The organism is Actinomadura rubrobrunea NBRC 15275 (assembly GCF_001552235.1).
In the GTDB taxonomy this organism is placed as follows: domain Bacteria; phylum Actinomycetota; class Actinomycetes; order Streptosporangiales; family Streptosporangiaceae; genus Spirillospora; species Spirillospora viridilutea.
The window spans coordinates 1-17,882 of record NZ_BCQU01000040.1 but is presented as its reverse complement, the minus strand read 5'-3'; the positions used below and the strand labels follow the sequence as shown (position 1 = coordinate 17,882).

The window sequence follows — 17,882 nt, the reverse complement described above, 5'->3', positions numbered from 1 at the left end:
ACGTTGAGCATTCGTCCATACCGCTATGGACATTGCGATTATTGTTCACCCTCTACCTGTTTGATACGTTCGACTACCCGAGGGTCAGACGCAACTTCTGATGGCAACTTGGTTGTCACACCTGGCCGCGCCGCTACTACTTGCTTTACCGTAAGCCAACGCACTCGACTCAGGTCCGCATCCTTGAGGTTTGCGCCTGTCAGGTCCGTATCTTCCAGCGAGGAACTGCGCAAGTTCGCACCTTTCAGGTTGGCGTGGCGCAGACATGCGCTCTCCAGCCAGGATTCACGCAAGTCTACGTTTTGGAGATTGGCATTACTCAAGTCCGCAAATTCCATAAAGGCGTTACTCAGGTCCGCACCACGCAGATTAGCGCCACACAGCTTGGCACGTGCCAGCATGGCGCCACCCAGGATTGCGTTCATTAGTTTGGCGTTACGCAGGTCTGCACTTATCAGCCTGGCCTCAATCAGGATCGCTTCCACCAGTACGGCGTTACTCAGATTCACCCCTAGCAGAACAGCGTCAATCAGGTTCGCGCCTTCCAAATCGGCACCACTCAGGTCCGCGTCGTCCAGAGTGGCGTCACGGAGGTCTGCATACCACAGACTTGCGCCACTCAGCTTGGCGCCTTCCAAAACGGCGTCACGCATGTCAGCGTTGTCAAGTCTGGCGCCGGCCAGATACCTATAGCTCAGGTCTAGGGGCGCCGCAATGCGGTCGACGTGTCGACGCGAGGCGGTTCGGGTGAGTGCGGTGAGCGCAGCCTGCACGTCGGCTTCCGGCTCGTCTGACAGAGACTGGCGACGTTCACGGGAGGCCTCGTCAGAACTGCGGCAATCCGGGGCGCGATCCCGGACGAACGCGACGAGAACTTGGGTGGCGTGGGTGGCCTGGTCGGGCGCATCCTGCACAATCTGCTCAAGGGCTAGGACCCCACCATAGCGAACATACATCTCCGACGATCCCAAGCGCTCCAGGGCTTTGATAAACCGGTCCGTAACCTGACCTCGACGGGAGAGCCGATAGTTGCGCCAGGTGAACCAGAGCGCGACCACGCCACCCAACCCGAGCAGGAGCTGGGTGACGGCATGGCGAAAACTGGCGATCAGCGGCCCAACCGTCGACTGGTTGTCGACCCCCTTGAGATACTTGCCGTCAAACCACCAGGGGCCCCGCCATAGCAGCAGAACCACCCCGGTGCCAACGAGTAGCACGAGAACCACAAACGTCATGTTCGACAGCCATCCCCGCAGGGAACGGCCAGACTTCATGTTCGGCATATTCGCTTCACAACGCAGTCCGCGACATTACACGCAGCCTGCTGCGCGACCGGGGCCGGCATATCGGACCAACCACCGTGAGCGTGTGGGGTTGTCGAATGCAGGCCATGCGACAGGTGGACAGGCTGGTACGCGCCCCCGACCAAATCCCTCTAGGCGATACACAATTGGAAAGACATACAAGTACAATAAAGCGATACGGGACAGTCCTTACGTCCCACAGCTTGGTTGGCAGTCGACAGAAGCTGGACCAATACGGGAAGGCTCTGCGGAGCCCAAACTTCCGCTTGACTACTCCACGTTGAGTATTCGTCAATGCCGTCATCGCTATTGCGCTTATTTTTCACCTTCTACCTGTTTTATACGTTCGACCACCCGAGGGTCAGACGCAACTTCTGATGGCAACTTGGTCGTCACCCCTGGCCGTGCCGCTACTACTTGTTCTACCGTGAGCCAACGCACCCGACTCAAGTCCGCATCCTTGATTTTCGCGCCAGCCAGATTCGCATCTTTCAGATTGGCGTCACGCAAATCTGCGCACATCAGATTGGCGTCACGCAAATCTGCGCACATCAGGTCAGCGCCATACAAGTCCGCGTGTATCAAATTGGCACCCGACAGCCTTGCACCACGCAGCTTGGCACCACCCACTGCAGCCATGACCATAATCGCGTCTACTAGGACGGCTTTACGCAGATCTGCGCCTATCAGACTGGCCTCAATCAGGACCGCTTCTGGGAGTGCAGCGTTACTCAGGTTTGCACATCGCAAATTTCCCTTATACAAGAGCGCACCATTTAGACGAGCGTAACTCAGGTCCGCGTCTTTCAGAATAGCCTCACGCAAGTCTGCGTACCATAGAGTGGCGCCACTGAGGTTTGCGCCTTCCAAAATGGCGTCACGCACGTCGGCGCCACGCAGACTAGCGCCCGCCAGATGCCTATAGCTGAGATCTAGGGGCGCCGCAGTGCGGTCGACGTGTCGACGCGAGGCGGTTCGGGTGAGTGCGGTGAGCGCAGCCTGCACGTCGGCTTCCGGCTCGTACGGCAGGGGCGGGCGGCGCTCAAGAGAGGGCTCCTGGTCGGGGCGGCGGCAATTGGGGGCGCGGTCCCGGACGAACACGACGAGGACCTGGGTGGCGTGGGTGGCCTGGTCGGGCGCATCCTGCACAATCTGCTCAAGGGCTAGGACCCCACCATAGCGAACATACATCTCCGACGATCCCAAGCGCTCCAGGGCTTTGATAAACCGGTCCGTAACCTGACCTCGACGGGAGAGCCGATAGTTGCGCCAGGTGAACCAGAGCGCGACCACGCCACCCAACCCGAGCAGGAGCTGAGTTACAGAGGCGCGGAAGCTGCTGATCATATGCCCGGCCGCAGACTTGTAGTCAGCTCCTTCGAGGTATTTGCCGTCAAACCACCATGGCCCCCGCCATAGCAGCAGAACCACCCCGCTGCCAACCAGCAGCATGAGAACCGCGAACACCATGTTCGGCAGCCACCGCCGGGAGGGCTGGTTCGACTTCGGTTTCCGCATGTTTGCATCACAGCGCAATCCGCTACGTTGCGGTACTGATGGGCGCAGTGTGCATGTCCGGAACTGGCATATCGGATCGACCGCGTGGGGGCAGCTCGGTAGGTGCGGACAGGTCTCTACAATTCCCGCCCACAATCCGGTTGGCGGTCAACGGTGTATCTCTGCAGGCCAGAGGCGAGTTGCCTGGCTGCAGAACTGGACGGCCAACTGCACGATCGGGCGGATCAGCCTTGCTTACGTTGTTGGCGGTGCGAGGCGGACACACACCCGGTGGGCAACTGTTGGACAAACGTGTAAGGTGACGGTACCGATCGTGACAACAAATGGCTCGGTTGCGGGCGGTAGAAGAAGGGTCAGGCGGGCAGCGGTCGGCACGGTCCTGAGGGCGTGTCCAGCCACACGGTGTGCCGCCCGTCCGCATGGACGGTGACCCCGTGACGGGTGAAGGCGGGGCGGCCCAGACGTGTCCACTCCTCGTACGCGGCTGCGACCTCGTCGAACAGGCGCCGCGGCCCGAACTGTTCGACATGGTGGACGGTGCCGCCCTCATAGTCGACCGACGCCCACGATCGTTCCGCGGCGTCGGCGTCGACGTGCACGAGCCAGACGGTGAACTCCTCTGACCCGTCGGGTGCGTCGAAACGGTGCCAGGACACTCCCGGCACCCGTATGGCGACCGCGAAGTCGACGTCCGGCTGCCCGAACATGTCGCGCGGGTCGACGCGGGTGGTGGACGTGTCGGGGATGTCGCCGGTATGGACGTAGTCGCGCAGCGTGCCGAGCAGCACCCGGTCGTGACGGAGCCACATGAACGGGGCGCGGCCAGTGAACGGTCCTGTGGCGGTTCCGTCGCCGTTCACCGTGAGGCGCAGCAGGGCGTCGTTGTGGTAGGCGTTGCCCCAAGGCGTGAGGATGACGCCGCCCGGCCGGGTCTGCTCGATCCAGGCGCGGGGGATCCGTCGCGTGGCCGCGGTGGCGATGATCCGGTCGTAGGGGGCGTGCGGCGGGTACCCGGCGGTGCCGTCGCCGGTGATGACCGGCACCGGACGTCCCACGCGAACCAGCGCCTCACGAGCGCGGCCCGCGAGCTGCGGGTCGACCTCTACGGTGGTGACGTTGTCGACACCGAGCCGCGCCGCGAGGAGCGCGGCGTTGTAGCCGGTTCCGGTGCCGATCTCCAGCACGCGCATGCCGGGTTCGACCTGCAGTTGGTCGAGCATGGCCAGCACGAGGCTGGGTTGGCTGGCGCTGCTGGTGGAGTATTCGCCGTGGTCCGGGTCAGCGGGGTGACCGTCATCGACCTGCGTCACGACGTATCCGTCGGCGTTGACGAGCCGTGACCAGGTGTCGGGGTCGGCGGTCCGGGACAGGCGCCGCCAGCCGCCGGCGGTCTCCACCCAGATGTCGTCGGGGATGAACGCGTGCCGCGGCGTGTCGTGGAACGCGTCCCGCCACGCCGGAGGCAGCGCACCGGCCGCGTCGAGTCGGGCGAACAGGTCGCCGAGGGCCGGTTGGACGGTCACGCTTCACTTCTCCTTGCCGGATCCGTGTTGGGAGCCGGACGTGCCGTCCGACTGCTGCTTGGTCAACTTCCCGTCCTTCGGGTTGGCCGAGTCGCCGTGCTTCCCCATATCTCACCTCCGTGCACGGAAAGCTACCCACGGTTGAAGATCGTTGGTGTGCGGTGCGGTGAATGAGGGGGTTGCGGGCAGGGCAGCCCGACCTCACAGTTGCGTCGCCGTCTCTCCTGCCCGAGACGACTTTCGAACGCCGATGTGCATCGGCGTACCGGCCCCGCGGTTCCACATGGCTTCCGTGCCGACAACCGTGACGATGACGGCCCTTCAAGGTCTCTCTCGGACTTCAGTCCGTCGTCAGCTGCAGGCGTCGGGCAGCCAAGTCGATGACCTGCAGCAGTCGGCAAGGCGGGTGAGCGCGACGTCGGCCAGCACCCGGAGCACGGCCAGGCAGGCGGCGCATGTCGATGGTTTCCCTGGGAAAGGAGTTCGACCAGTTCGCCGTTCTCTGTGCGTCCGAATGGACGCCTGTGTTCTACGTGCTCCTTCAAGCCACTGGACCGCCCGCATGCTTTGAACGCCATCGAGGCGGACGGCTGTTGCACGTCGATGCCGCGAGGCCGACGGGCGGCCTCTAATCAACCGGTATCGGCTCCACTACCGCTCGACTGCGTAGGTACACCGCGGCTTCGGCGCCGGACCCTCTTGGGGCGCCGGTCCGGCGTCGCGCTGCGGCCCCGCGTCGGCACGGTCCCCGATCGCGTGCCGCGAAGATGGGCCTTGAGAACGGGACGACGGCACGCTTGGGGGAGCGTAGCCCGGTGGGCGGGCGTGGACGTTGGTGGGCGGGTCAGGCTACGGGGACGGCTCCGGAGAGGCGTAGGCGGGCCTCGTCGTAGCGGCGGAGGACCAGGCGTGCCACGGCGTCGTGGGCGCCGAGTGGCGGGGACACCTGGTCGGCGCCTGAGGCCGTCATGCGGTCGTAGAAGAACCCTGGTGCCAGGAGGTATGACGCCACCGTTACGCGAGCGGCGCCCTGGGCGCGTTGCTCGGCCACCACGTCGGCTAGGACGGGGCCGCCTGCGGCGACGAAGCCGTAGGGCACCGGTCTGCGCAATCGCCGCGACAGCAGGCGGGCGGCCGCGCGTACGTCGCTCACGCCCGCCGGGTCGGACGAGCCCGCGGCGCCCAGCACTACGGCGTGATCCCGGCCCGGCATCGTATCGGTGCCCAGGCGGGCCGCCAGCGCGGACGCGAGCATGCCGTGCGGGCCCAAGGGGGCGGCCATGATCGCGTCCCCGAGGACGCGCTCCACCCGGCCGGGGACGTCGATCAGGGCGTGGTAGCCGCGGGCCAGCATCAGCGGCACCACCACGGCCGGCCCTTCCAAGGTGCGGGCGGTGTCCTCCAGCACCGGGTCGGCGATCTCGGCGTAGGCCTCGGCGAGCGGCAGCCACGGGCGCAGTGCTCGCACTCGCTGCAGCAGCGCCCGAATCGTTCGCGGGCCGGCCGGGTCGCGCGTGCCGTGCGCCACCGCCAGCAGTGTCGGCACATCGCGCATCAGCCGCTCATCTCCACGCGGACCGGGTCGCACGCCAGCCGATAGCCGCGCTTGACCACGGTCTCCACGATGCCCGAGCGGCCCAGACCCCGCCGCAGGCGAGCGACGGCCATCTCCACCGCGTGCTCGTCGGCCTGGGGACGCGCCTCCCGTCCGTTGCCCGACACCCCCATGACCAGGCGGCCCGGCAGCACGCCGCTCAGTTCTGCCCGGGAGACCACGTGGCCGGGGCGTCGCGCCAGCGCCCGCAGGATCGCCATCGGCGCCGGCGCGATCGGACGCAGCTGGCCGTCCAGCACCACCGCGTGTCCCCGCAGTTCCAGCGTGCAGCCGCGCACGTGGATGAGGCGCGCGCGTCGCCGCGGCAGGTCCGTCACCAGCGCCCGCACCAGGGCGCCGATGCGGGCGCGTTCCGGCTGCACGGTCGGCACCCCGCGCTCGGTGAGCTGCTGCGCGGTCACCGGTCCCACGCACGCGGCCACCACGTCGGCGCGCAGCGCCTCCAGGAGCGGTTCCTCCAGGCCGTCCTCGGCAGCCACGGCCAGGGTCGCCGAGACCGCCGGGGCGCTGGTGAAGGTGATCGCGTCGACGGTGCCGGCCACCGCCTGGCCCACCAGCCGGCGCAGCGGCGTCGGGTCGTCGATGCGCGACCAGCGGTACACCGGGATCTCGATCACCTCGGCCCCGGCGGCGCGCAGCGCGGCGGAGAACTCCGGCAGCTCCTCCCCGTACAGCTGCACCGCCACCCGCTTGCCGACGAGGTCTTCGCGCAGCAGGTACTTCAGCACCTCCGCGCAGCTCTCCGACTCCGGGGACCACGATTCTTGCAGGCCTGCCGAACGGATCGCGCCGCGCGCCTTGGGGCCGCGCGCCAGGATGGCCGCCGGGGCGAGCCGCTCGATGAGGGCGTCGCGCATCCCCCACCCGTCGGCCGCCTCCAGCCAGGCGCGGAAGCCGATCCCGGTGGTGACCACGGCGTAGTCGACGGGCGCCTTGACGCAGTCGCCGGTGGCCTCCAGCAGCCGCGCGTCGTCCGACAGCGGGATCAGGCGGATCGCCGGGGCGTGCACCACGCGCGCGCCGCGCCGCTCCAGCAGCGTGGCCAGCTCCTCGTGGCGCCGGGCGGCCGTCACCCCGACGGCGAAACCCGCCAGCGGCTCACTGTCGGTGCTCATGAGTCAGGGCCACCTCCACGAGGCCGGTCGCCGGATCCCGGCGGATCGGGAAGGTGGGCAGCGCCACCTGGGGGTCGTCCAAGCACGTGCCGGTGCGCAGGTCGAAGACCTCCTTGTACATGGGGGACGCCACGGTCGGCACGCCGCCGCGGGTGCCGAGGATGCCGCGGGAGATGACGTGCGCGCCGGAGAAGGGGTCCAGGTTGGACAGCGCGTACAGCTCTCCGTCGAACGTGCGGAAGATCGCCACCTGGACGCCGTCGATGAGCGCGCACGCGCCGCGTTCGGGGATCAGGTCGTCGTAGGGGCACACCGGGTGCCAGCGGGCGCCGCCGTCGCGGGGGGCGGGTCCGGTGGGGCGGAGGGTCGTCGTGGTCATCGTCTCGCCACCTCCAGTCGCGGGCCGGCCACGAGGACCGGTTTGATCTGGTCGCGTTCGGACTCGAAGACGATGCTGGGGTCGGGGACGTCGGGCGCGTTGACGAAGGACACGAACCGGCGGAGCTTGTCGGGGTCCTCCAGGGTCGCCCGCCACTCGTCGGTGTAGGAGCCGACGTGGCGCTCCATCGCCGCCTCCAGCTCGGCGCAGATGCCGAGCCGGTCGTCGACGATGACTTCGCGCAGGTAGTCCAGGCCGCCGTCCAGGGCCTCGAGCCAGCTCGCGGTGCGCTGCAGCCGGTCGGCGGTGCGGATGTAGAACATCAGGAACCGGTCGATGAGCCGGACCAGTCGTTCGTCGTCCAGGTCGGACGCGAGCAGGTCGGCGTGCCGGGGCCGCATCCCGCCGTTGCCGCACACGTACAGGTTCCAGCCTTTGTCGGTGGCGATGACGCCGAAGTCCTTGCTCTGCGCTTCGGCGCACTCGCGCGCGCAGCCCGAGACCGCCGCCTTGAGCTTGTGCGGGGCGCGCAGGCCGCGGTAGCGCAGTTCCAGCCGGATCGCCATGCCGACCGAGTCGCGCACGCCGTAGCGGCACCAGGTCGATCCGACGCACGATTTGACGGTGCGCAGCGCCTTGCCGTAGGCGTGCCCGGATTCGAAGCCGGCGTCGACCAGCCGCTTCCAGATGCGCGGGAGCTGCTCCACCCGGGCGCCGAACAGGTCGATCCGCTGCCCTCCGGTGATCTTGGTGTAGAGGCCGAAGTCGCGGGCGACCTCGCCGATGACGATGAGCTTCTCGGGGGTGATCTCCCCGCCGGGGATCCGCGGGACCACCGAGTAGGTGCCGTTCTTCTGCAGGTTGGCCAGGAAGTGGTCGTTGGTGTCCTGCAGCGCGGCCTGCTCGCCGTCCAGGATGTGCCCGCGGCCGAGGCTGGCCAGGATGGACGCCACCGCCGGCTTGCAGATGTCGCAGCCGCGGCCCCGCCCGTGCTCGGTGATCAGTTCGGTGAACGTGGTGATGCCGCGGACCCGCACGATGTCGAACAGCTCGGCGCGGCTGTGGTCGAAGTGCTCGCACAGCGCCTTGCCGACCTCGATGCCGGCGGCGGCGAGCTCGGCGTCCAGGATCTTCTTGACCAGGGGGACGCAGCTGCCGCAGGTCGCGCCGGCCTTGGTGCGGCGCTTGACCTCCGCCAGGTCGGTCAGTCCGTCGTCGCGGATCGCGCAGCGGAGCGCGTCGGCGGTGACGTTGTTGCAGTTGCAGATCCGGGTGGCGCCGGGCAGGTCGCCGTCCGGCGCCGCGGTGCCGCCGAACAGCGCCTGCTCGGGCGTGCCGGGCAGTTCGGCGCCGACGCGGGCGCGCAGCGCGGGATAGGCGGACGCGTCGCCGACCAGCACCCCGCCGAGCAGGGTCCGCGCGTCGTCGCTGACGACGAGCCTCTTGTAGATCCCGGCGACCGGGTCGGTGTAGGTGACGTCCAGGGCGCCCTGATCGGGGCCGGCGAACGGGTCGCCGAAGCTGGCCACGTCGACGCCCATGAGCTTGAGCTGGGTGGACAGGTCGGCGCCGGTGAACCGGGCCGGGCTGTCGTGTCCCGCGGCGGCGGCCAGCAGGTGGTCGGCGGCCACCTCGGCCATGCTGAAGCACGGTGCGACCAGACCGTAGACCTGGCCGTTCACCAGGGCGCACTCGCCGATCGCCCAGATCGCGGGGTCCTCGGTGCGGCAGGTGTCGTCCACGACGATGCCGCCGCGCTCGCCGACCGGCAGACCGCAGCCGCGGGCGAGCTCGTCGCGCGGGCGGATCCCGGCGGAGAACACCACCACTCCGGCGTCGATGCCGGTCCCGTCCGCCAGGACGACGCGTGCGACGCCGCCGTCCTCCCCCGCCTCCAGGCGCGTCAGGGGCGTCCCGGCGTGCACCGTGATGCCGAGCGCCTCGATGTGGCGGCGCAGCATCGCCCCGCCGCCTTCGTCGAGCTGGCGCGGCATCAGCCAGGGGGCGACCTCGACCACGTGCGTGTCGACGCCGAGGCCCTGCAGCGCGCGGGCCGCTTCCAGGCCGAGCAGGCCACCGCCGACGACGATGCCTCCGACCTGCGGCCTTGACGTTGTAAGGTCAGTACAGTGGGCGCGGAGCGCGTCCAGGTCGTCGATGGTGCGGTAGACGAAGACGCCCGGCAGGTCGCGGCCGTCCACCGGCGGCACGAACGGCGCCGACCCGGTGGCCAGCACCAGCGCGTCGTAGGGGACGTCGCGCCCGGCGGCGGTGCGCACCGTGCGCGCGCGCCGGTCGATCGCGACGACCGGGTCTCCGGTCAGCAGCGTCACGCCGTCGTCGTGGGCGGGGTAGGCGAGGTCGGCGTCCTCCGTCAGGTAGGAGGTCAGCGCGACCCGGTCGTACGCGGGCCGCCTCTCCTCGCCGATCACCGTGATCCGCCAGGCGCCCGCGCGGTCGCGTTCGCGGAGCGCCTCGACCAGCCGGTGCCCGCTGGGCCCGTGCCCGACGACGACCAACCTCTTGTGCCCGTCTTCTCCTGCGCCGGTCATGCTGCTGATCCTCAGCAGGGGTCGTTTCGCGGTTGCGTCCCGTCTGTCACCGGCGTGTTAAAAGACGCTCACGCCGAAATCGAATGGAGGTCATCTCGCAATGGTCGGCGGAGGAATTTCCGTGGAGGTCGCGAAAACGCGAAATCCCGCCGTCGCCGCGGCGGGATTTCGCTCCGTTCGCCCTCGGCGGCGTCCGTCCCGGCCCCCTGGGGACGGACGCGGCGGGGTCATCCGACGGTCACCGAGTCCTGCTCGTCCAGCCAGGCCACAAGGCCCTCCAGGGCGTCGCGGCAGCCGCCGCATCCGGTGCTCGCGCGGGTCCGCCGCGCGACCTCGTCGGCGGTGCGCGCGCCATTCTCCCAGCACACGCGGATTTGCCGTTTGGAGACGTTGTTGCAGTGGCATACCGTCGCCGCGTCCGGCATGCGCACCGGCGAGTCCGCGGCCTGCGCCCCGCCCATACCGGGGAACAACAGGCTCAGCCGGTCCGACGGCAGCGGGCCCGACCGGTCGTACAGCTGGGTGAGCGTGCCCGCGGTGCCGGTCTCCCCCAGCAGGATCGCGCCGACGAGGCGGCCGTCGCGGATCGCGACCTTCTTGTAGGTTCCGCGGCTGGCGTCGGCGAACCGCATCACCTCCACCTGGGGGTCGTCGTCGCCGTGGTGCGTCTCCCCCATCGCCACCAGGTCCACGCCGGCGGCCTTGAGCCGGGTGATCTGCCGCGCGCCGGTGAACCGCGCGGCGGCGTCGGCGCCGGTGAGCAGGTCGGCCAGCACCGTCGCCTGCTCCCACGCCGGCGCCACCAGCCCGTACACGGTGTCGCCGTACTGCGAGCACTCCCCGATCGCGCGGACGTCCGGGTCGGTCACCGACCGCAGCGTCTCGTCCACGACGACGCCCCGGTCCACCTTCAGGCCCGCCGCGCGCGCCAGCCGTACTTCAGGTCGGACCCCGCACGCCAGCACCACCACGTCGGCCGGCAGCCGTTCGCCCGTCTCCAGCTCGACCGCCGTCACGCGCCTGGCGTCCCCGGCGCCGGTGCCGGTGCGCAGTGCCTTGGCGCTCGTGCCCAGGAGGGTGCGGATGCCGAGGCGGCCGAGGGTGCGCGCCAGGACGGCGCCGGCTCCCTGGTCCAGTTGGCGTTCCATCAGGTGCCCGGCCAGATGCACCACCGTGACGTGCAGGCCGCGCCCGGCCAGCCCGCGCGCGGCCTCGATGCCCAGCAGCCCGCCGCCGACGACCACCGCGTGGCGGGCGCCGTCGGCCGCGGCGAGGATCGCCCGGCAGTCCTCCAGGGTGCGGAACGCCACCACCCCGCCGGGCAGCCCGTGCTCGGTGCCCGGGATCGGCGGGACGAACGCCGTGCTCCCCGTCGCGAGCACCAGCGTGTCGTAGGGGGTGACGGTTCCGTCGGAGGCGTGCACCCGCTTGGCGTCCCGGTCGACGCGTACCACCTCCACGCCCAGCCGGGCGTCGACGTCGTTGGCGTCGTACCAGGCCGGGTCTACCAGCCCGATCTGGTCGGGCCCGGTCGCCCCGGCCAGCACGTCGGACAGCAGCACCCGGTTGTAGGGCTGCTGCGGCTCGGCGCCGAACACCGTCAGCGCCACCCGCCGGTCCCGCGCCCGGATCTCGCTGACCAGCCGCGCCCCGGCCATCCCGTTGCCGACGACCACGATGCCCGCGGCCGCCGCGCGCTCCCCGCCGTCGGTGGAGGATCGGCTCATCTGCTCGCTCCGCTCGGTTCCCGGGCCGCGCCCGGCTCGTCGATCACGCTCGCGCGGTCCGCGTCCGGCCCGGCCGCCGCGCCGTCCCCGGGCGGCCGTCCGGACGCGGCCACCGGTTCCAGCCGCACCGCGCACACCTTGAACTCCGGCATCCGGGACACGGGGTCCAGGGCCGGATTGGTCAGCAGGTTCGCCCGCCCCTCCCCCGCCCAGTGGAACGGCATGAACACCGTGTCGTGCCGGATCTCGTCGGTCAGCCGCGCCCGCACGGTCGCGGCGCCGCGCCGGCTGGTGACCCGCACGTCCGCGCCGTCGTCGATGCCCAGCCGGCCCGCCAGGTCGGGGTGGATCTCCACGAACGGTTCGGGCGCCGCCTCGGCCAGCGGCCGCACCCGCCGCGTCTGCGCGCCGCTCTGGTACTGGGCCAGCACCCGGCCCGTCGTCAGGCGGACGGGGTACTCGGCGTCGACGTCCTCCGCCGCGCCCGTGTGCTCGACTGGGATGAAGCGGGCACGGCCGTCCGGGGTGGCGAAGCGGTCCAGGAACGGACGCGGCGTTCCCGGGTGGTCCGGCGACGGGCACGGCCAGAACACCCCGCCCTCCCGCTCGATGCGCTCGTAGGTGATGCCCGAGTAGTCGGCGGGGCCGCCCGCGCTGGCGGCGCGCAGCTCGTCGAACACCTCGGCGGGATCGGCGCTCCACGCGCCCGGGGCGTCCAGCCGCCGGGCCAGCGCCGCGATGATCTCCAGGTCGGTGCGCACGCCGGGAGGCGGCGGCACGGCCCGGCGGCGCCGCAGCACCCGGCCCTCCAGGTTGGTCATCGTGCCCGACTCCTCGGCCCACTGCGCCGTCGGCAGCACCACGTCGGCGCGGGCCGCGGTCTCCGACAGCACGAAGTCGGCCGCGACCAGGAAGTCCAGGGCGTCCAGCCGCTCCTCCACCGCTGCCGACCGCGGCGCCGACACCACCGGATTGGACCCGAACAGCAGCAGCATCTTCGGCCCGTCCGCGGCGCCCAGCGCCGACAGCAGCTCGTAGGCCGACCGTCCCGGCCCCGGCAGCACGGCGGGGTCGACGCCCCACACCCCGGCGACGTGCGCGCGGGCGGCGGGGTCGTCGATTCCGCGGTAGCCGGGCAGCTGGTCGGCCTTCTGCCCGTGCTCGCGTCCGCCCTGCCCGTTGCCCTGCCCGGTCAGGCAGCCGTAGCCGGCCCCTTCGCGTCCGGGCAGGCCGAGGGCCAGCGCGAGGTTGATGAACGCGGTGACCGTGTCCACGCCGCGGGCGTGCTGCTCGGCGCCGCGCGCCGTCAGCACGTAGGACCTGCGGCCGCGGGCCAGCAGCCGCACCGCCTCGCGCATGTGCGGCACCGGGACGCCGGTGATGCGCTCGACCCGGGCGGGCCAGTAGGCGTTGACGACGGTGCGCACCGCGGCGAACCCGCTGGTGCGGGCGGCGATGTACTCCTCGTCGACCAGGCCCTCGGTGAGCGCCAGGTGGAGCATGCCGTTGGCCAGGGCCAGGTCGGTGCCGGGCGCGGGCTGCAGGTGCAGGTCGGCCTGCCGGGCGGTCGCGGTGCGGCGCGGGTCGACCACGACGAACGCGCCGCCCGCGCTGCGCATCGCGGAGACGTGCCGCATGAACGGCGGCATCGTCTCGGCCACGTTGCCGCCCGCCAGCAGGATCGCGTCGGCCCGCGCCAGGTCGGTGATCGGGCCCGGCAGGCCGCGGTCCAGGCCGAACGCCCGGCCGACGGCGGCCGCCGCCGACGACATGCAGAACCGGCCGTTGTAGTCGATCTGGGAGGTGCGCAGCGCGATCCTGGCGAACTTCCCCACCTGGTAGGCCTTCTCGTTGGTCAGGCCGCCGCCCCCGAAGACCGCGACGGCGTCGTGGCCGTGCGCGTCCCGCAGCCGCCGCACCTCGGCGGCGATCCGGTCCAGGGCCCGGTCCCAGGCGCACGGCTCCAGCGGCGCGCCGCGACGGGCGCGCATCAGCGGGGTGGTCAGCCGGTCCGGCACCGTCAGCAGTTCGGCTGACGTCCAGCCCTTCTGGCACAGGCCGCCCTGGTTGGCCGGGACGTCCTCGCGCGGCGTCACCCGCAGCGCCGGCCTGCGGCGGCGGCCCGGGCCCGGGGCGGCCGAGGCGCCGCCCAGGGTCATGCCGCACTGCAGCGCGCAGTAAGGGCAGTGGGTGGGGGTGTCGGTCATGTGTCCGAGGCTGTTCGGGCCCGGTTTCGCGGCGGCGTCCCGCGTGTGACCCCGCTGTTAAAAGGGGCTCACCCACCGTGGATCATCGACGTCAGAACGCGTACGGCCGGGCCGCCGCACGGACGGTCTCCGACGCACACATGTCAAGCGTTGTCAGAGGCGAGTTGAGGCTCTTTCGTCGCCGACGGCGCGGCCGTCGCACGGATCGGCGGCGCCGCGCCGCCTCCGCGGCAGGAACCGTCCCCGCCCGCCGGGCCGACCCGATCACGTCGCGGCGGACGCGCCTAACCTCGGAGCATGCCCGACCTTGCGTATTACGCCTCCCTGCCGCGCACCCGCGGCGCCGCCGCCGCATTGCTGCTCGACGACCTCGGGCGGGTGCTGCTGGTCAAGCCCACCTACAAGGAGGGTTGGTTCCTGCCCGGCGGAGTGATCGAGGCGGGCGAGTCGCCCCTGGCCGCGTGCGTGCGCGAGTGCGAGGAGGAGCTGGGCCTGGTCCCGCGGCTGGACGGCCTGGTCTGCGTGGACTGGGGGCCGCCCCGCGACGGCGTGGACGCGGTCAACGTCTTCGTGTTCGCCGGGTCGCTGACCGCCGCCGAGATCGCCGCGATCCGGCTGCCCCCCGACGAGCTGTCCGACCACGTGCTGGTGGCGCCGGAGAAGGTGCCCGAACTCGCCCCGCCGCACGTCTCCCGCCGCATGGAGCCCAGCCTGCGCGGTCTCGTCGAGCACCGCGCCGTCTACCTGGAGGACGGCCGCGAGCCCGGCTACGGCTCCGCTCCCCTGGCCTCCGCCCCCCGCCCCGGCGGGCCGGGATAGAAGCGCCCGCGACCGGGTAGGTGGCAGGCGACCGACCAGAGATCGGGGGGAGCGCCGATGGCAGCCTGCGAAGTGTGCGGGAACGACTACGCGCTGAGTTTCGAGGTGCACGCCCAGGGCGCCGTGCACGTCTTCGACTCGTTCGAATGCGCGATCACCAAGATGGCGCCGATCTGCGAGCACTGCCAGTGCCGCATCCTCGGCCACGGCGTCGAGGTCGGCCGACGCTGGTACTGCTGCGCGCACTGCGCCCGCTCCGCCGACCCGAGCAGCGCCGAACTGGTCGCCGACCACGCCTGACCCGCCCGGTCCCGACGCGGAAGGCGACGCGCCGCAGTGCGTGCGTCACACGCACTGCGGCCGCCGCGCGTGCAGGCCGGCCGCCGCCCCCGCACGGACGGCGACCGACCCGCCCCCTCACACGCCGGCCTCCGCCAGGCTCATCCGGACCTGCCCCACCCGCACCTTCCGCAGGTAGCAGAACCAGGTCAGCGCGACGCACACCCCGTAGAACGCGGCCAGGCTCACCAGCGCCGGCGCGATCCCCCGGGTCTGCTCGATGGAGATCCGGAAGGTCTGCTGGATCAGCACGCCGCCGACGGCGCCCACCGCCGAGATGAGGCCGATGGCGGCCGCCGAGGCGCGCCGGGCGCGGGCGAGCGCCCGCTCGGCGGCCGCGGAGTCGCCGCGGTCCGCCTCGGCCAGCTCCCGCACCCGGAAGATCGCCGGGATCATCCGGTAGGTGGAGCCGTTGCCGACGCCGGTGGCGACGAACACGAACAGGAACGCCGCCAGGAACGTCGGCCAGCTCCCCGCCCGCACCGCCGCGGCCACCGCCGCGACGCCCAGCCCCATCAGCAGGAAGTCGACCATGGTGACCCGGGCCCCGCCGAACCGGTCCGCCAGCCAGCCGCCGAGGGGGCGCGCCAGCGACCCGGCGAAGGCGCCCAGCCAGACGAAGCGGGACGCGGCGACGTCGGGGAACGAGTTCTCGATCAGCACCCCGAAGCTGAACGAGTAGCCGATGAACGACCCGAAGGTGCCGATGTACAGCACCGACATGACGATCGTCTGCCCGTCCCTGGCGCCGGCGGCCATCTCGCGCGGCGTGTACGGCGAGGACGCCCGGGTCAGGTTGTCCATGAAGAAGTAGGCGCACGCGGCGGCCAGCAGGATGAACGGCATCCACACCCAGCCCACCGCGGCCAGCCCGAACGCGACGATCAGCGGGGGCATGGCGAGCTGGGTCACGCTGGTGCCCAGGTTGCCGCCGGCGGCGTTCAGGCCGAGCGGCAGGCCCTGCCGCCGGGCCGGGTAGAAGTGGGTGATGTTGGCCATGGAGGAGGCGAAGTTGCCGCCTCCCAGGCCGGTGGTCGCCGCGATCAGCAGCAGCGCCCAGAACGGCAGGTCGGGGTTCTCGATCGCGTAGACGAACAGCCCGCACGGGACGAGCAGCAGCAGCGCGCTGACCACCGTCCAGTTGCGGCCGCCGAAACGCGCCGGGGCGAAGGTGTAGGGGATGCGCATCGCGGCCCCCACCAGGTTGGGCAGCGTCGTCAGCCACAGGGCCTGGCCCACCGACAGGCGCACCCCGTTGTCGGCGAGGTGGAGCACGGCGATGCTCCACAGCAGCCACACGCAGAAGCCCAGATGCTCGGTGAAGATCGAGAACACCAGGTTGCGGGCCGCCACCCGGCGCCCGGTCGCGGCCCAGAACCGGTCGTCGTCGGGGTCCCAGTGGTCGATCCAGCGACCGCCCCGGGGCCTGGCCCCCGCCCGCGGGGCTGCGTCGTCGGTCAGCGCCGTCATGGCGTCTCCTTCGGTGTCATGGCGGCCGGCGGCGATGCCGGGCGTTCCTGCGGACACCGCGACGTTAGGGACGGCGGGTTACGCGGGACGGCGCGTCATGTGCCCGTGGTGCTACATCCGGCGCACACGCACGGCGCCGCCGTGTGAGAGAAGGGGCGCGCCCCTCGCCGGTGAAACGCCTGCTCAGCGGCTCACGCGTCGGTGTCGGGCCACGACGGCGAACGCCCCGACGAGCGCAGCACCGACTCCCACGCGTCGCCGGAGGACAGCGGCAGGTGCGGCACGCCCCAGTGCCAGGCCGACACCAGCAGCTCGGGGTCGCGCGGCCGGTAGTCGACCCCGATCGCGCGGGCCAGGTCCCAGGCGTGCAGGTGCCATTCCACGCACGCGACGCCCGCGTGGTCGCCCACGGTGTACTTGGTGCCCCGGTAGACCAGGTGGGTGCGGTCCCACATGTCGGGCATCAGGTCGGCGTACGCCCCGGCCGACACGGTGAACGCCATGATCCGGTCCGGGCCGGGCTCGGGCGGCAGCGCGGCCAGCTCCGCGGCGTTCTGGCGGGCCAGCTGGCGGATCAGCACCGGGGCCGCCGCGTCCCGGGCGAACAGCTTGGCCAGCCGGCTGTCCGGGGAATCCTGCAGGTACTCCAGATAGTTCTCGGCCACGCAGCGCAGATGGCCGGCCAGGTCGATGATCTGCCACTCGGTGCACGGGGTGGGGGCGGTCCAGTCCTCCACCCGCTCGGCCAGCGCGCGGATCGCCTGGACCCCGTCCCGGTAGGACTCCAGGACGCGCTGACGGTCAGGCGGCGTGCGCTCCACGTGACTTCCCCCCGTGGTCGAAGCACCTTCGCTGGTCGGCCGATGCGCCGAACCGGTGTGCTGCCCGTGCGTGCGAACCCCTCGCCGGGACGCGTCGCCGGCGCCCCCGCGGCGCGGGGGCGCGGAGCGTCCCGGAACTCTTCGAGGGGCTACGTTCTCAGAACTCGGGCGGCCGGTGCCAACTCGGCGGCGCCGTGTCGTCCGCCCCGTCAGCCCTCCGCCCCGGTGCCCGGCCTCCCCGGGCCCGCGTCAGGCCGCCACGCCGGGCCGGGTGCGAAACCCGAGCCGGTGCGCCTCGCGCGCCGTGCGCAGCCGGTCGACCTCGTCGGTCCAGGGCCGCACGGCCGGCTTGGCCTTGGCCTCGCGGCGCGCGATCTCGGCGGCGCGGCGGGCCTTGGCGTCCGCGCCGTCGGACACGTACACCCGGGGGCCCATGGCGACCCGCTCGGCGGCCTCGGCGGCCAGCAGCACCTCGGTGAGCGCCTTGTCGAAC

The 17,882-nt window shown here is 71.2% G+C and carries 13 protein-coding genes and 1 pseudogene; 2 read left to right on the top strand and 12 right to left on the bottom strand.

Annotation, left to right across the window (positions count from 1 at the left end; genetic code table 11):
- Positions 1-38 precede the first annotated feature (38 nt).
- The 9 genes from AR3_RS14450 to AR3_RS14410 all read right to left on the bottom strand — a co-directional run bounded on the left by AR3_RS14450 (position 39) and on the right by AR3_RS14410 (position 13,940).
- Positions 39-1,274: a pentapeptide repeat-containing protein gene (locus AR3_RS14450; protein WP_169803836.1), complete on the bottom strand. Its 1,236-nt coding sequence runs from the start codon at positions 1,272-1,274 to the stop codon at positions 39-41.
- Positions 1,275-1,619: 345 nt separating this feature from the next.
- The gene (locus AR3_RS29635) at positions 1,620-2,822 is read right to left on the bottom strand and encodes a pentapeptide repeat-containing protein (protein ID WP_083951500.1); all 1,203 of its coding nucleotides are present in this window, start codon (positions 2,820-2,822) and stop codon (positions 1,620-1,622) included.
- A 353-nt stretch (positions 2,823-3,175) separates the two neighbouring features.
- Positions 3,176-4,345 carry an rRNA adenine N-6-methyltransferase family protein gene (locus tag AR3_RS14440; RefSeq protein WP_083951499.1) on the bottom strand — a complete coding sequence of 390 codons (1,170 nt, stop codon included), beginning with the start codon at positions 4,343-4,345 and terminating at the stop codon, positions 3,176-3,178.
- Positions 4,346-5,189: 844 nt separating this feature from the next.
- Entirely contained in the window at positions 5,190-5,900 is a 711-nt protein-coding gene (locus AR3_RS14435) for a sirohydrochlorin chelatase (protein ID WP_067914431.1), read from the bottom strand.
- Positions 5,900-7,075 (bottom strand): uroporphyrinogen-III synthase, encoded by a 1,176-nt coding sequence (locus tag AR3_RS14430; RefSeq protein WP_067914428.1) that lies wholly within the window; start codon positions 7,073-7,075, stop codon positions 5,900-5,902. Before AR3_RS14430 ends, AR3_RS14435 begins: the two co-directional genes overlap by 1 nt.
- Positions 7,059-7,454, bottom strand: a complete 396-nt coding sequence (gene nirD / locus AR3_RS14425) for a nitrite reductase small subunit NirD (RefSeq protein WP_067914425.1) — start codon at positions 7,452-7,454, stop codon at positions 7,059-7,061. The genes AR3_RS14430 and nirD overlap by 17 nt, the downstream gene beginning before the upstream one ends.
- Positions 7,451-10,006: a nitrite reductase large subunit NirB gene (gene nirB, locus AR3_RS14420; RefSeq protein ID WP_067914422.1), complete on the bottom strand. Its 2,556-nt coding sequence runs from the start codon at positions 10,004-10,006 to the stop codon at positions 7,451-7,453. Before nirB ends, nirD begins: the two co-directional genes overlap by 4 nt.
- Before the next feature lie 227 nt (positions 10,007-10,233).
- A complete protein-coding gene (locus AR3_RS14415) occupies positions 10,234-11,733 on the bottom strand; it encodes an FAD-dependent oxidoreductase (RefSeq protein WP_067914419.1) in 1,500 nt (499 codons plus the stop codon).
- On the bottom strand, positions 11,730-13,940 hold the full coding sequence (locus AR3_RS14410) for a molybdopterin oxidoreductase family protein (protein ID WP_083951498.1): 2,211 nt from the start codon (positions 13,938-13,940) through the stop codon (positions 11,730-11,732). The genes AR3_RS14415 and AR3_RS14410 overlap by 4 nt, the downstream gene beginning before the upstream one ends.
- Before the next feature lie 297 nt (positions 13,941-14,237).
- Here AR3_RS14410 and AR3_RS14405 point away from each other — a divergent pair, with 297 nt between their 5' ends.
- On the top strand, positions 14,238-14,759 hold the full coding sequence (locus AR3_RS14405) for an NUDIX domain-containing protein (protein ID WP_067914416.1): 522 nt from the start codon (positions 14,238-14,240) through the stop codon (positions 14,757-14,759).
- A gap of 57 nt (positions 14,760-14,816) precedes the next feature.
- Positions 14,817-15,059, top strand: coding sequence for a metallothionein (locus AR3_RS14400; RefSeq protein ID WP_067914414.1), 243 nt, complete (start codon positions 14,817-14,819; stop codon positions 15,057-15,059).
- 117 nt (positions 15,060-15,176) lie between these two features.
- On the opposite strand, the gene AR3_RS14395 is transcribed toward AR3_RS14400, so the two are convergent.
- The 3 genes and pseudogenes from AR3_RS14395 to AR3_RS31110 all read right to left on the bottom strand — a co-directional run.
- On the bottom strand, positions 15,177-16,568 hold the full coding sequence (locus AR3_RS14395) for an MFS transporter (RefSeq protein ID WP_067914411.1): 1,392 nt from the start codon (positions 16,566-16,568) through the stop codon (positions 15,177-15,179).
- A gap of 191 nt (positions 16,569-16,759) precedes the next feature.
- Entirely contained in the window at positions 16,760-17,389 is a 630-nt protein-coding gene (locus tag AR3_RS14390; RefSeq protein ID WP_067914408.1) for a maleylpyruvate isomerase N-terminal domain-containing protein, read from the bottom strand.
- A 249-nt stretch (positions 17,390-17,638) separates the two neighbouring features.
- Positions 17,639-17,882, bottom strand: a pseudogene (locus AR3_RS31110) (plectin); the annotation flags it as partial.

Excerpts from the sequence above, each read along its gene's own strand:
- AR3_RS14400 (WP_067914414.1), top strand. The coding sequence starts at position 14,817 with ATGGCAGCCTGCGAAGTGTGCGGGAACGACTACGCGCTGAGTTTCGAG.
- AR3_RS14435 (WP_067914431.1), bottom strand. The coding sequence starts at position 5,900 with ATGCGCGATGTGCCGACACTGCTGGCGGTGGCGCACGGCACGCGCGAC.
- nirD (WP_067914425.1), bottom strand. The coding sequence starts at position 7,454 with ATGACCACGACGACCCTCCGCCCCACCGGACCCGCCCCCCGCGACGGC.
- AR3_RS14410 (WP_083951498.1), bottom strand. The coding sequence starts at position 13,940 with ATGACCGACACCCCCACCCACTGCCCTTACTGCGCGCTGCAGTGCGGC.
- AR3_RS14430 (WP_067914428.1), bottom strand. The coding sequence starts at position 7,075 with ATGAGCACCGACAGTGAGCCGCTGGCGGGTTTCGCCGTCGGGGTGACG.
- AR3_RS14395 (WP_067914411.1), bottom strand. The coding sequence starts at position 16,568 with ATGACGGCGCTGACCGACGACGCAGCCCCGCGGGCGGGGGCCAGGCCC.
- AR3_RS29635 (WP_083951500.1), bottom strand. The coding sequence starts at position 2,822 with ATGCGGAAACCGAAGTCGAACCAGCCCTCCCGGCGGTGGCTGCCGAAC.
- AR3_RS14405 (WP_067914416.1), top strand. The coding sequence starts at position 14,238 with ATGCCCGACCTTGCGTATTACGCCTCCCTGCCGCGCACCCGCGGCGCC.
- AR3_RS14415 (WP_067914419.1), bottom strand. The coding sequence starts at position 11,733 with ATGAGCCGATCCTCCACCGACGGCGGGGAGCGCGCGGCGGCCGCGGGC.
- nirB (WP_067914422.1), bottom strand. The coding sequence starts at position 10,006 with ATGACCGGCGCAGGAGAAGACGGGCACAAGAGGTTGGTCGTCGTCGGG.
- AR3_RS14450 (WP_169803836.1), bottom strand. The coding sequence starts at position 1,274 with ATGAAGTCTGGCCGTTCCCTGCGGGGATGGCTGTCGAACATGACGTTT.